This is a genomic window from Achromobacter sp. JD417 (assembly GCF_041879325.1).
Lineage (GTDB): Bacteria > Pseudomonadota > Gammaproteobacteria > Burkholderiales > Burkholderiaceae_B > Achromobacter > Achromobacter mucicolens.
On the sequence record NZ_CP087159.1, the window covers coordinates 1,686,167 to 1,699,089 of the forward strand.

11 protein-coding genes are annotated in these 12,923 nt (G+C 66.9%); 8 read left to right on the forward strand and 3 right to left on the reverse strand.

The window, feature by feature from the left end; translation table 11 throughout:
- Nucleotides 1-14: 14 nt before the first annotated feature.
- The 4 genes from LN047_RS07715 (at nucleotide 15) to LN047_RS07730 (ending at nucleotide 4,901) form a co-directional block, all read left to right on the forward strand.
- Entirely contained in the window at nucleotides 15-1,757 is a 1,743-nt protein-coding gene (locus tag LN047_RS07715) for a putative 2-aminoethylphosphonate ABC transporter permease subunit (protein WP_373982111.1), read from the forward strand.
- 17 nt (nucleotides 1,758-1,774) lie between these two features.
- Nucleotides 1,775-2,605, forward strand: a complete 831-nt coding sequence (phnX, locus tag LN047_RS07720; RefSeq protein ID WP_373981454.1) for a phosphonoacetaldehyde hydrolase — start codon at nucleotides 1,775-1,777, stop codon at nucleotides 2,603-2,605.
- 127 nt (nucleotides 2,606-2,732) lie between these two features.
- On the forward strand, nucleotides 2,733-3,755 hold the full coding sequence (locus tag LN047_RS07725) for a putative 2-aminoethylphosphonate ABC transporter substrate-binding protein (RefSeq protein ID WP_373981455.1): 1,023 nt from the start codon (nucleotides 2,733-2,735) through the stop codon (nucleotides 3,753-3,755).
- 15 nt (nucleotides 3,756-3,770) lie between these two features.
- Nucleotides 3,771-4,901, forward strand: a complete 1,131-nt coding sequence (locus LN047_RS07730) for a TIGR03364 family FAD-dependent oxidoreductase (protein WP_373981456.1) — start codon at nucleotides 3,771-3,773, stop codon at nucleotides 4,899-4,901.
- 89 nt (nucleotides 4,902-4,990) lie between these two features.
- Here the strand turns inward: LN047_RS07730 and LN047_RS07735 are convergent, their stop codons facing one another.
- From LN047_RS07735 to LN047_RS07745, 3 genes are all read right to left on the reverse strand, one after another.
- A complete protein-coding gene (locus LN047_RS07735) occupies nucleotides 4,991-6,136 on the reverse strand; it encodes an aromatic ring-hydroxylating dioxygenase subunit alpha (RefSeq protein WP_056322441.1) in 1,146 nt (381 codons plus the stop codon).
- A gap of 290 nt (nucleotides 6,137-6,426) precedes the next feature.
- Entirely contained in the window at nucleotides 6,427-7,437 is a 1,011-nt protein-coding gene (locus LN047_RS07740) for an acyltransferase (RefSeq protein WP_373981457.1), read from the reverse strand.
- A 213-nt stretch (nucleotides 7,438-7,650) separates the two neighbouring features.
- Nucleotides 7,651-8,619, reverse strand: a complete 969-nt coding sequence (locus tag LN047_RS07745) for a tripartite tricarboxylate transporter substrate binding protein (protein ID WP_056322447.1) — start codon at nucleotides 8,617-8,619, stop codon at nucleotides 7,651-7,653.
- 179 nt (nucleotides 8,620-8,798) lie between these two features.
- On the opposite strand from LN047_RS07745, the gene LN047_RS07750 reads away from it, so the two are divergent.
- The 4 genes from LN047_RS07750 (at nucleotide 8,799) to dxs (ending at nucleotide 12,838) form a co-directional block, all read left to right on the forward strand.
- Nucleotides 8,799-9,653, forward strand: coding sequence for an IclR family transcriptional regulator (locus LN047_RS07750; protein ID WP_373981458.1), 855 nt, complete (start codon nucleotides 8,799-8,801; stop codon nucleotides 9,651-9,653).
- A gap of 82 nt (nucleotides 9,654-9,735) precedes the next feature.
- Nucleotides 9,736-10,002, forward strand: a complete 267-nt coding sequence (locus LN047_RS07755) for an exodeoxyribonuclease VII small subunit (RefSeq protein ID WP_056322452.1) — start codon at nucleotides 9,736-9,738, stop codon at nucleotides 10,000-10,002.
- Between the two features lie 7 nt (nucleotides 10,003-10,009).
- Nucleotides 10,010-10,921 (forward strand): polyprenyl synthetase family protein, encoded by a 912-nt coding sequence (locus LN047_RS07760; protein ID WP_217617684.1) that lies wholly within the window; start codon nucleotides 10,010-10,012, stop codon nucleotides 10,919-10,921.
- 54 nt (nucleotides 10,922-10,975) lie between these two features.
- On the forward strand, nucleotides 10,976-12,838 hold the full coding sequence (gene dxs / locus LN047_RS07765; protein ID WP_056322456.1) for a 1-deoxy-D-xylulose-5-phosphate synthase: 1,863 nt from the start codon (nucleotides 10,976-10,978) through the stop codon (nucleotides 12,836-12,838).
- Nucleotides 12,839-12,923: the final 85 nt, after the last annotated feature.

Consider the following 12,923-nt stretch of genomic DNA (forward strand, 5'->3'; position numbering starts at 1 on the left):
CCGTGGGTCAGACCATGCCCCATTCCCCGGCTCCCGCCGCCGTCGCGCCGCTGCCCGCCTTGGGACGCCGCCCGCTGCCCGCCTGGATCGGCGCGCTGGGCCTGGCGCTGGGGCAGGGCGGTCTGGCGCTCGGCCTGCTCGTATTCCTGGCGCTGCCCCTGGCGGCGATCCTCGTCAAATCGGTGACGGACGCCGATGGCGGCTGGGCGGGCCTGTCTGTCATCGCGGGCATCATCGGCGCCGATGGTTTCCTGGCCATGGTGGGGCGCAGCCTGGCCGTGGGAATCGTGACGACGTCGCTGGTCGTGCCCTGCGCCTACGGCTTTGCCTATGGCCTCACGCGCACCCGCCTGCCGGGCAAGGGCATCCTGCGCACGATCGCGCTGTTGCCGCTGCTTGCGCCGTCGCTGCTGCCCGGCATCGCGCTGGTGTATCTGCTGGGCAATCAGGGACTGCTCAAGGGCCTGACCGGCGGCGCCACGATCTATGGCTTCTGGGGCATCGTGGTGGGCGAGGCGTTCTACACGTTTCCGCATGCGCTCATGATCCTGCTGACGGGCCTGGCGCTGGCCGACGGCCGCCTCTATGACGCGGCGCGCGCCATGGGCGCGGGCACGTGGCGCACCTTCATGACGGTCACGCTGCCCGGCACGCGTTACGCGGTGTTCTCGGCCTGCTGCGTGGTCTTCACGCTGACCGTCACCGACTTTGGCGTGCCCAAGGTGGTGGGCGGCGACTACAACGTGCTTGCCATGGAGGCCTACAAGGCGGTGGTCGGGCAGCAGAATTTCCCCAAGGGCGCGGCCATCGGCATCCTGTTGCTGCTGCCGGCGCTGCTGACCTTCGTGCTGGACCGGCGGCTGCGGGCCCGTCAGGGCGCCCAGATGAGCGGCCGCGCGCAGCCTTATACGGCCGGCGTGAACGGCCGCCGCGACGCGGCATTCCTGGCCCTGTCCGGCTTGATGGCTGCCTTTCTGCTGCTCATCATCGGTGTGGCGGTGTGGGCGTCGTTCGTGAAGATGTGGCCGTACAACCTGTCGATGTCGCTGCGTTCTTACGACTTCGACAACATGGACGGCGGCGGCTGGCTCGCCTGGCGCAACAGCCTGCAGCTCGCGTTCTTCACGGCGCTCGCGGGCACCGTGGTGGTCTTCGTGGGCGCGTGGATGATGGAGAAGGTGCCTGCGCGCGGCGCGATGGCGCGCGGCCTGCGCGGCATGGCCGGCATGCTGGCGCTGATGCCGATGGCGGTGCCGGGGCTGGTGCTGGGCCTGGGCTACATCTTCTTTTTCAATAGCCTGGCAAACCCCCTGAACGTGCTGTACGGGACGATGCCGCTGCTGGTGCTGAGCACGGTCGTGCACTTCTACACCAGCGCCCACCTGACAGCCGCCACGGCGCTCAATGCGCTTGACCCGGAGTTCGAGGCCGCCTCCGCGTCGCTGAAGGTGCCGCGCCTGACGACCTTCCTGCGCGTGACGCTGCCGATGTGCCTGCCCGCGGCGCTGGATGTTGCCCGCTACCTTTTCGTATCCGCCATGACGACGGTGTCGGCCGTGGTGTTTCTCTACAGCCCGTCGACGGTGCTGGCCGCCGTGGCCGTGCTTAACATGGACGACGCCGGATTCATCAGTCCGGCCGCCGCCATGTGCACGGTCATCATGGCCAGCTCCGCCGTCGCCGCCCTGGTCCTGCACCTGGCCAGCCGCGCCCTGGTGGCGCGCACGCAGGCCTGGCGGCGCCCGGCGACCCGTTGACCGGCCAATTTTTCAGGATGACTTCCATGACAGTTCAACCCTTGCCCGTCCGCCTCGAGGCGGTGATCTTCGACTGGGCCGGCACGCTGGTCGACTTTGGCTCCTTTGCGCCCACCAAGGTGTTCGTGGACGCGTTCGCGCAGTTCGGCATGGACGTGTCGCTGAAGGAGGCGCGCGGCCCGATGGGCATGGGCAAGTGGGACCACATCCGTACCCTGTGCGACCAGCCCGCCATCGCCGCCCAGTATCAGGCCCGCTTCGGCCGCGTGCCCAGCGACGACGACGTCACCGCCATCTACGAGCGCTTCCTGCCGATGCAGCTGGAGAAGGTGGCGCAGTATTCGGCCGCCATTCCCGGCGCGGCCGACGTGATGCGCGCCTTGCGCGGGCGCGGCCTGAAGATAGGGTCGTGCTCCGGCTATCCCGCCAGTGTGATGCGCCGCGTCGTCGAGCGCGCGGCCGCCGATAACCTGACGCCCGATTGCATCGTCGCCAGCGACGAGGTCCCGCGCGCGCGTCCGGCGCCCGCGATGGCCCTGAAGAACGTGGTCGAGCTGGGCCTGTCCGACGTGGCCGCGTGCATCAAGGTCGACGACACCGCGCCGGGCATCGAAGAAGGCCGTCGCGCCGGCATGTGGACCGTCGGCCTCTTGCTGTCGGGCAACGCCGCGGGCCTGACGCTGGACGAATACCTTGGCCTTGCCGGCCCCGCCCGTGACGCAGCACGCGCTGCCGCGTGCGCGGAGCTGGAACCCACCGGTCCGCATTACCTGATCGACACGGTGGCTGACCTGCCAGCCGTGGCCGACGACATCGAAGCCCGACTGGCGCGAGGCGAACGCCCCTGACCTAGACACCTGCCGCCCGGCGTCCCGGGCCATCCCGAAACCTTTGATTCACCGCGATCCGCAGCTGGCAGCCGCCGGCCGCGGGGACCTCGTTCATCCTGTTTTTCGCTCACGCACGGAGTTGTTCATGAATCGCTACAAGCTGCTTGCACTGGCCGCCGCCCTGACGGGCGTGATGGGCGCCGCCTCGGCCGAGACCACGCTGACCGTCTACACGGCGCTGGAAGCCGACCAGATCAAGGCCTACCAGGCCGCCTTCGAGAAGGCCAATCCCGACATCAAGATCCAGTGGGTGCGCGACTCGACCGGCATCATCGCCGCCAAGCTGCTGGCCGAGAAGAGCAACCCCAAGGCCGACGTGATCTGGGGCCTGGCCGGCACGGCGCTGGGCCTGATGGACAAGGAAGGGATGCTGCAGCCCTACGCTCCCAAGGGCCTGGACCAGATCGCCGCCAACATGCGCGACGCCAAGGCCGAACCCGCCTGGGTCGGCATGGACGGCTACGCCGCCGCCATCTGCTTCAACACGATCGAAGCCGAAAAGCAGAAGCTGCCCAAGCCCACGTCGTGGCAGGACCTGACCAAGCCGGTGTATGCCGGCAAGATCGTCATGCCCAACCCGGCCTCGTCCGGCACGGGCTTTCTGGACGTGAGCGCCTGGCTGCAGATGTTTGGCGAAGAAAAGGGCTGGGCTTACATGGACGCCCTGCACAAGAACATCGGCTCGTACACGCACTCGGGCTCCAAGCCGTGCAACATGGCTGCCGCCGGCGAATTCCCAATCGGCATCTCGTTCGACTACCGCGCGGCCAAGCTGAAGGCCGACGGGGCGCCGGTCGAAGCCGTGTTCCCTTCGGAAGGCCTGGGCTGGGAAGTGGAAGCCACCGCCATCATGAAGGGCACCAAGAACCTGGAAGCCGCCCGCAAGCTGGCTGACTTCTCGGCCAGCCGCGAGGCCAATGAGCTGTACAAGGCCAACTTCGCGGTGCTGGCGATTCCGTCGATCGCCACGGCCAACCCGAACCTGCCCGCCGACCTGACCTCGCGCATGATCAAGAACGACTTCACGTGGGCCGCCACGAATCGCGACCGCATCATTGCCGAGTGGACCCGCCGCTACGACGGCAAGTCCGAGCCCAAGAAGAAGTAAGGCGGCGTCCCGGCGATGAAGACTTACGACGTAATCGTGGTGGGCGCGGGCATGCTCGGCATCGCGCATGCCTGGGCGGCCGCCAAGCGCGGCCTGTCCGTGGCCGTCATCGAGCGCAGCCGCCAGGCCCACGGCGCCACCATCCGCAACTTCGGACAGGTCATCGTAACGGGGCAGGCGCCTGGCACGATGCTGTCGCACGCGCAGCAGTCGCGCGAGCTGTGGCTCGACCTGGCGGACAAGGCGGGCTTTCATGTGCGCGCCAACGGGGCGCTGGTGCTGGCCCGCAACGTCGACGAGGCCGACGTGCTGCAGGAGTTCGCGGACACGCGCCTGCGGCAGGAAGGGTATCGCGCGGATCTGCTTTCCGCGCGGGAGGTGGCCGGCTTTTATGGCGGCCAGCTCGCGCATCACTGCCTGGCGCTGCGCGGCCACGACGATCTGCAGATCTATTCGCGCGAGGCGCTGCCGGCCATCACGCACTACCTGCAGTCTTCGCTGGGCGTGGACTTCATCACCGGAACGCTCGCGCGCGCCGTGGAAAAGGGCGAAGTCAGCACGTCGGCGGGCGACTTCACGGGCACGCACGTGTTCGTGTGCCCGGGCCACGACTACCTGACCCTGCTGCCGGAACTGTTCGCGCCGCTGGATCTGGAGGTCACGCGCCTGCAGATGCTGCGCGCGGTGTTCGACTCGCATCCCATCGCGCTGGACCGGCCGCTGCTGACCGGGCTGTCGTGCGTGCATTACGGCGCGTTCTCGGACCTGCCCACGGCGCAGGCGCTGCGCGGCGTGATCCAGGCGCGCACGCCCATGCTGCTGGAAAACGGCATCCACCTGCTGATCAGCCCCACGCCCTACGGCGAACTGATCATCGGCGATTCGCATCGCTATGGGCAGGACGCGCTGCCGTTCAATGACGAGGCAGTCGACAACGCGATGCTGGACCTGGCGTCGCAGGCATTGGGCGCGCGGCTGCGCGTGGTGGAGCGCTGGCAGGGCGTCTACGGCGCGCACGGGCCGGCGCCGTTCTCGGTCATGCCGGTGGATCCGGCGACCACGGTGGCCGTCATGCACTCCGGCGTCGGCATGACGGTGGGGCTGGCGATCGGCGAAAGGACGGTCGCTGGTGTCATCGGACGCTGACGCACGCTGACGCGTCCAGACGAAAAAAGGGCCTCGCGAATCCGAACCGATTTCGCGAGGCCCTTTGTCTTGCAAGCCGGGCAGGGAAACTAAACCGCTTGCATGATGCGGCGGTACCACTCATGAAAGTGCTGCATGCCGTCTTCCATGGGCGACTGGTAGGGACCGGTCTCGTTCACGCCGCGCAGCATCAATGCCTTGCGGCCAGCGTCCATGCGTTCGGCGATCTCGTCGTCCTCGATGGCCGTTTCCATGTAGGCCGCACGCTGCGCCTCGACGAATTCGCGCTCGAAGGCGGCGATTTCCTCGGGGTAGTAGAACTCGACCACGTTCACCGTTTCCTGCGGGCCCTTCGGGTACAGCGTGGACAGCACCAGCACATGCGGATAGAGCTCGATCATGTGCGTCGGGAAGTACGTGACCCACACGGCGCCGAAGTCGGGGGCGTCGCCTTCGCGGAACGACAGCAGGCGGTCGTGCCACTGCTTGTAGACGTCCGAGCCCGGCTGCGCCAGCGCATTGTGCACGCCTACCTTCTGCAGGCTGTACCAGTCGTTGAACTCCCAGGTCAGGTCGTCGCAGGTGACGAAACGCCCCAGTCCGGGATGGAACGGGCCGACGTGGTAGTCCTCGAGGTAGACCTCGATGAAGGTCTTCCAGTTGTAGTTGCACTGATGCACTTCAACGTGGTCCAGCACGTAGTCGCCGAAGTCGAACTCGGGACGCGCAAACAGCGGCGCCATGTCGGCGGCCGGATCGCGCGGGCCTTCGAAGAGCAGCCCGTGGCAATCGCGCAGGCGGAACTTCTGCAGGTTCATGCAGGGCGTGGTCTCGAACTGCGGCGCGCCCAACAACTCACCCTGGTTGTTGTACGTCCAGCGATGCAGCGGGCAGACAATGTTGCCGCCCGTGGCCTTCAGGTTGCCGTGCGTGTTGCAGTTGCCGGCCACGTTGCCGGCCTGGCCGCCAAGCATCAGTGCCTGACGGTGGCGGCAGACATTTGAGATGAGTTCGACGCCGTGCTGGTTGCGAACCAGCGAGCGCCCTCCGTTTTCCTGGACCAACGTACGCCAATCCCCGATTTCGGGCACCAATTTCTGGTGGCCGACATAAAGCGAGGATTGCTTGAAAATGAGTTCTTGCTCGCGGGCAAAGAGGGCTTCGTCAAAATATGCGCTGACGGGTAGCTGGGTGCGAGCTGGCACGACATGTGCCATCCGACCGATGTCGGTCATGATTCCCTCCGCTCGGATAAAAAAGCCAGGACGGTTTGAGCCTTGCCAGGTGCTTTTGTTCAAGTCCAGGATCCCGGCGACGGTTCCGGCGGGTCTTGTTCGTGAATTCGAGCCTGGTTGAATCCGTTCTGGCGCGAAGAAAAATCGGTGTCTGGCCGATCAAGTAAGCCGTGAATTGTACCCCAAGGGCCTGTGCGACGCCCGGGGCAATCCCCCCGGCTTATCGAGGCAATCCGCGGGTGGCATTGACCCGGCGCAAAGCGCGATTAACCCTTTAATCCGTAGGTCTTTCAGACGAGGCGGCGGGTTGCCGGATGACGGCGCAGCAGCCAGCTGCTGGCGGCTGACAACGCAAACACCATCATCGTCAGCAAGGGCACCGCCCACACATCGCGGTCCCCGCCGGAAAACGCGCCCGCGCGGCGCGCGACATCCAGAAAGACCGGATGGATGAGATAGACGCCAAAGGTCAGCGGGGCCAGCGCGGCAAGCCTGGGCAGCCGCGGCGAGGACACGATCCATTGGAACGCGGCCAGCGACATGAACGGGACCGTCAGGCTGAAGTAGTCGTAGAAGTAGGTGTCCAGCACGTGGCCGTTGGACATGATCGTCACGCCCATCGCCGTCGCGGCCACGGTGGCGGCAAGCATCAGGCCCGGGCGCGGCACGCGCATCTCGCCGTCAAAGATCAGGCGGCCGGCGACGAAGTAGCCCAGATAGGGCAGGAACCACGTCAGGAAAAAACCATGCGGCGCGCCCAGCGCGCGGCGATACAGGGCGTCAAGGATCGCCACCCCCAGGATGCCCACGACCCACAACGCCCGCGCTTTCGGCGTGCTGCGCGCATACAGCAACCGCACCAGCGGCGCGAACAGGTACAGGCCGACGATCATGTACAGGTACCAAAGGTGGTAATAGGGCTCGCCCTGCGCGACCTTGCGCGGCCAGAACGAAAAGTCCACGCGTCCGTCGTCCCACCAATCCAGGCCGGTGCGCCACGCCAGGTAGAAGAGCGTCCAGAACAGCAGCGGCGCGCAGATCCGCGCCATGCGTTTGCTGTAGAAGCGCCGCGCGTCGTGCGGCTTGTCGGGATCGAGCAGCAGGGCGCCGCTCACCATCACGAAGACGGGCACGCACCAGCGCGCGGCCGAGTCATACAGGTTGGCGGCCAGCCATGCGCCGCGGCCATGCGCGGCGGGATCGCTGACGATGAGTGCGGCGCTGTGCAGCAGAACGACGGCCACCGCAGCCAGCCATCGGGCTGAGTCAAGGCGGGCGTATCGGTCTTCGGAGTGAGGCATCGGGCTCCCGGATGGTTCGGCTTCTTCTCGCCTTACCTTATCAGCGGCGCCACGCCGATTTCTGTATCCAGGGGTTAAGCCGCGCGTAAAAAACCGACAGGGCCGGGAGGGCGCTGTCGGGGGGAAGGGGCCTGCCCGCAGCTGAGCCGCGGGCAGGCCGATCGCGAGCCGGCGGTCCGCGAACGTTTTGTCACGAAACCGGCGGGTAGAGGCTTACTGCAGGACGATGTTGGCCTGCTTGATGAGCTGCGACACGATGGGCTGCTCGGTCTTGATCTGCTTGTCCAGTTCGGCGGCGGTGCCCGAACGCGGGTCGATGCCCATGTCCAGCAGGCGCTTTTTCACGGCTTCGTCCTGCAGCGTTTCGGTCAGTGCGGCCTGCAAGCGTTCGACCACGGGCGCCGGCGTGCCCTTGGGCGCAACGAAGCTGAACCAGGCGGTCATGTCGAACGACGGGTAGCCCTGTTCAGCCAGCGTGCCCAGGTTGGGCTGCGTCGCCAGGCGTTTGGGGCTGGTGATCGCGAAGACTTTGACCTTGCCGGCGTCGGCCTGCGGCATACCGGTGGCCACCATGTCGAAGAACAGGTCCACGTCGCCGCTGATCAGGGCGGGCAGGGCCTGCGTGGCGCCCTTGAACGGCACGTGCAGGATGTCGATGCCGGCGCGTTCCTTGAACAGTTCACCGGCCAGATGCGACGAGGTGCCCGGACCGAACGTGGCAAACGTCAGCTTGCCCGGATTCTGCTTGGCGTAGGCCACCACGTCCTGGGTGTTGTTGAACGGGCGCTTCGGCGTGGACAGCAGGACCAGCGGGCCGACGCCGACCATGCCGATCTTGGCGAAGCTGTCCGGGTCGTAGGGCAGTTCCTTATAGAGATAGCGGTTGGTCACCAGCGTGGAGTTCGTGGCCATCAGGATGGTGTAGCCGTCCGGCGCTTCGCGCGAGACGTAGGCGGCGCCGATGGACGTGCCCGCGCCGGCCTTGTTCTCCACGATCATCGACTGGCCCAGGTTCTTGGCCATCCGCTCGGCCAGCACGCGCGTCAGCACGTCTGTGGCGCCGCCGGCCGGGAAGGGCGAAATCACCTTGATGGGCCGCGCCGGATACGTGTCGGCCTGCGCGCCCAGCGCGGCAGCGCTGAGCATCAGGGTGGCGAGCAGTTTGAAGCTGTTGCGAATCATGTTTTCCCCTTGAAATCGCGTGGTCAGAGTGGATCGACGGGCCTGGCTTGGCTGCCTTGATACGCACGCCGGGTGCGAACATCGGGCCGCTTGCCAGGTCTCCTGGGATGCTCTAAATTCCGTTATATGGAATTTAATTTTGTCATTCGAAATAAACTATAAAAACGAAGCGTATAGAAATGCAATCATTTTCTAGCGGCAAGCGCGCCGCCCTCCCGCCGTCCAAGCCGGACCAGAAGCTTGAATTGAGCTTGCCAGCGCGCCGCAAGCGCGCCGCCGGCTCGGGAGAAGGCGCCCATTCACCCGACTTCATCACGGCGCTGGCGCGGGGCCTGGACGTGCTGCGGTGCTTCCGGCACGGCGTGGCCGCGCTGGGCAACCTGGACCTGGCGCGCCTGACGGGCCTGCCCAAGCCCACCATCAGCCGCATCACCTACACGCTCACTGAACTGGGTTACCTGCGCTACCACCCCGACACCGGCAAGTACTCGCCCGGCTATGGCGTGCTGGCGCTGGGATTCGGCCTGCTTGCGGGACTAGAGGTGCGTGAGCTTGCCAAGGCCTCGATGACCGACCTGGCGCGCGAGACCGGTGGCGCCGTGGCCCTGGGCGCCTTCGACGGCGATGCCATGACCTACGTCGAAGCCATCCACGGCTCTTCGGCGCTGTACTTGCGCTTGCCCGTGGGTTACCGCGCCACGTTGGACAGCGCCATGGGGCGCGCCTATCTCGCCAGCCTGCCCGCGGACGAGTGCGATGCCGTCCTCGCGCGTCTGGACCAGGGCGCCCCAGCCGCCGAGACCATTGCGCGGGCGCGCGCCGAACTCGCGCAAACCGGCTGCTGCTTCGCGATCGGCGAATGGCAATCCGGCATCAACGCCGCCGCCGTGCCGTTCACGTCGATCACGGGCGAGGGCGTCTTCGTCATGAGCTGCGGCGGACCGGCCGGCCTGCTCGAGGCCTCGCACCTTCGCGACCGCGTGGCCCCGGCGCTCCTGGCTGCCGTGGCAGGCCTAGCGGGGGCGCCGGCCTAGCGCGCGGGGCCCTTGCGGGCAGCGCTTGGCTATCTCGTACAATTCACGGATTAATCCACCCCCTAGTGCCCCGGAGGCCCGTTTGGCCAAACCCACTCAAGCTGATCCGCAGAACGACGATCGTCCCTTGCCCCAGGATTTCGAAACGGCGCTGGCCGAACTGGAATCGCTGGTCGCGGCCATGGAAGACGGATCGTTGCCGCTCGAGCAGTCGCTGGCTGCCTACCGGCGCGGTGTGGCGCTCACACGGGTTTGCCAGGAACGACTGGCCCAGGCTGAGCAGCAGGTCAAGGTCCTCGAAGGCGGCCTGCTCCGGCCGCTGGATCCCGCGGCGCTGGACGACGAATAAGAAGCCGATGAAGCAAATTCAACTCGCTTTTCCCGAGTGGTTGCAAGGCCGTGCGCTGCATGTCGAAGACGTGCTCGACGACCTGCTGCCGCCGGCGGACCTGGCGCCTGCCCGTTTGCACGAAGCCATGCGCTACGCCGTGCTTGGCGGCGGCAAGCGCGTGCGGGCCGCCTTGGTCTATGCCGCCGGCCAGGCCTGCCCCGTCAGTGGCAGCGTGCTGGCCATCGAGGCCTCGCTGGACCGTGCGGCGGCCGCCGTCGAACTGATCCACGCCTACTCGCTGATCCATGACGATCTGCCCTGCATGGACGACGACACGCTGCGCCGCGGCCGGCCCACCACGCATGTGCAGTTCGACGAAGCCACCGCCATGCTGGCGGGCGACGCGTTGCAGCCGCTGGCGTTCGAGCTGGTCGCCTCCATGCCGATCGCCCCGGCGCTGATCGTCCAGGCCACCCAGTCGCTGGCCCGCGCCGCCGGCAGCCGTGGCATGGCGGGCGGGCAGGCCATCGATCTGTTCAGCGTCGGCCGCGCGCTGTCGCGCGATGAACTTCAGACGATGCACGGCATGAAGACCGGCGCGATGCTGGCGTGCAGCGTGGCGTTGGGCGGCATCGTGGCAGGCGCCAGCTCGGCCTCGCGCCAGGCGCTGGATGCCTACGCGCAGGCCATGGGCCTGGCGTTCCAGGTGGTCGACGACATTCTCGACGTCACCGCGGATAGCGCCAGCCTGGGCAAGACGCCCGGCAAGGACGCCGCCGAAAACAAGCCGACCTATGTTTCCCTGCTGGGCCTTGACGCAGCGCGGGCCTTCGCCGAGGAACTGCGCATGACGGCGCTGGCTGCCCTGGCGCCGCTGGGCGACGCCGGCGGGCGCCTGGCCCAGCTTGCCGACTTCATCGTTCTTCGAGACCGCTGATCCGAGATCAGCCCGGCCTTCCTGGTAGGCCGGGCCAACGAACCCCATAAAAGCATGACGACAGATTTACTGGACCGCATTCAATCGCCGGCTGACCTCAAGCGCCTGGATCGTCGCGAACTGAAAAAGCTCGCCGACGAACTGCGTGGCTTCGTGCTGGAGTCGGTATCCAAAACGGGCGGTCACCTGTCGTCCAACCTGGGCACCGTCGAACTCACGCTGGCGCTACATCAGGTGTTCGACACGCCGCATGACCGCATCGTCTGGGACGTCGGCCATCAGTCCTATCCGCACAAGATCCTGACGGGGCGCCGGGCCGGCATGGCCAAGCTGCGCCAGCAGGGCGGCATCTCCGGTTTCCCCAAGCGCAGCGAATCCGAGTACGACGCCTTCGGCACCGCGCACTCGTCCACGTCGATCTCGGCGGCACTGGGCATGGCGGTCGCCTCGCGCAATGCGGGCGTGCAGCGCCAGCACATCGCGGTGATCGGCGACGGCGCCATGTCCGCCGGCATGGCGTTCGAGGCCATGAACAACGCGGGCGTCACGCCCGGCATCAACCTGCTGGTGATCCTGAACGACAACGACATGTCGATCTCGCCGCCGGTGGGGGCGCTGAACCGGTATCTGGCGCGCCTGATGTCCGGACGCTTTTACGCCACGGCCAAGAATGTGGGCCGGGCGGTGCTGCAGCATGTGCCCCCGGTGCTGGAGCTGGCGCGCCGCTTCGAGGAACACGCCAAGGGCATGGTCACGCCCGCCACGCTGTTCGAGGAATTCGGCTTCAACTACGTCGGCCCCATCGACGGCCACGACCTGGACGCGCTCGTTCCCACGTTGCAAAACCTGAAGGCCCTGGAGGGCCTGCAGTTCCTGCACGTCGTCACGCGCAAGGGCCAGGGCTACAAACTGGCCGAAGCCGACCCGGTGCTGTATCACGGTCCCGGCAAGTTCGATCCGGCCGTCGGCATCCTGCAGTCCAAGGCGCCGGGCAAGCGCACCTTCACGCAGGTGTTCGGCAAGTGGCTGTGCGACACGGCCCAAGAGGACGCGCGTCTGGTGGCCGTCACGCCGGCCATGCGCGAAGGCAGTGGCCTGGTCGAATTCGAACAGCGCTTTCCGCAGCGGTATTTCGACGTGGGCATCGCCGAGCAGCATGCCGTCACGTTCGCGGCCGGCGTCGCGTGCGAAGGCCAGAAGCCCGTCGTCGCCATCTACTCCACCTTCATGCAGCGCGGCTACGACCAGTTCATCCATGACGTCGCCCTGCAAAACCTGGACGTGACCTTCGCCCTGGACCGCGCCGGCATCGTGGGCGCGGACGGCGCCACGCACGCGGGCAACTACGACATCGCGTTCCTGCGCTGCGTGCCCAACATGGTGGTGGCCACACCCTCCGACGAAAACGAAACCCGTCTGCTCCTGTCCACCTGTTATCAGTACCCGGGCCCGGCGTCGGTGCGCTATCCGCGCGGCGCGGGCTGCGGCGCGGCGGAAGCCGAAGCCCTGGATACCGTTGAACTGGGCAAGGGCATCGTGCGGCGCGAAGGCAAGAAGATCGCCATCCTGGGTTTTGGCACGCTGGTGCAGGCAGCACTGGGCGCCGCCGGCAAGCTGGATGCCACCGTGGCCGACATGCGTTTCGTCAAGCCGATCGACCGCGACCTGATCCTGGATCTCGCGAGCCGCCACGACGCGCTCGTCACCGTGGAAGACGCCTGCATCATGGGCGGCGCGGGCAGTGCGGTGCTGGAAGTGCTGAGCGCGGCCGGCGTGCTGATCCCGGTGCTGCAACTGGGCCTGCCGGACGAATTCATCGACCACGGCGAACAATCGGCCCTGCTGGCCGGCCTGGGCCTGGATGCCGCCGGCATCGAGCAGTCGATCCGCACGCGTTACGCCAGCCTGCTGGCCTGAGCCGGCGTCATGCTTGCGGCCGAGGGCGCGCGCCTTCAGCCGCAAGGATGAAACACACTGTTCCGGCCCCTCGGGCATGCGGGCC

What these genes read in the sequence shown, in the direction of transcription:
- LN047_RS07715 (WP_373982111.1), top strand. Translation starts at nt 15, where the DNA reads ATGCCCCATTCCCCGGCTCCCGCCGCCGTCGCGCCGCTGCCCGCCTTG.
- phnX (WP_373981454.1), top strand. Translation starts at nt 1,775, where the DNA reads ATGACTTCCATGACAGTTCAACCCTTGCCCGTCCGCCTCGAGGCGGTG.
- LN047_RS07725 (WP_373981455.1), top strand. Translation starts at nt 2,733, where the DNA reads ATGAATCGCTACAAGCTGCTTGCACTGGCCGCCGCCCTGACGGGCGTG.
- LN047_RS07730 (WP_373981456.1), top strand. Translation starts at nt 3,771, where the DNA reads ATGAAGACTTACGACGTAATCGTGGTGGGCGCGGGCATGCTCGGCATC.
- LN047_RS07735 (WP_056322441.1), bottom strand. Translation starts at nt 6,136, where the DNA reads ATGACCGACATCGGTCGGATGGCACATGTCGTGCCAGCTCGCACCCAG.
- LN047_RS07740 (WP_373981457.1), bottom strand. Translation starts at nt 7,437, where the DNA reads ATGCCTCACTCCGAAGACCGATACGCCCGCCTTGACTCAGCCCGATGG.
- LN047_RS07745 (WP_056322447.1), bottom strand. Translation starts at nt 8,619, where the DNA reads ATGATTCGCAACAGCTTCAAACTGCTCGCCACCCTGATGCTCAGCGCT.
- LN047_RS07750 (WP_373981458.1), top strand. Translation starts at nt 8,799, where the DNA reads ATGCAATCATTTTCTAGCGGCAAGCGCGCCGCCCTCCCGCCGTCCAAG.
- LN047_RS07760 (WP_217617684.1), top strand. Translation starts at nt 10,010, where the DNA reads ATGAAGCAAATTCAACTCGCTTTTCCCGAGTGGTTGCAAGGCCGTGCG.
- dxs (WP_056322456.1), top strand. Translation starts at nt 10,976, where the DNA reads ATGACGACAGATTTACTGGACCGCATTCAATCGCCGGCTGACCTCAAG.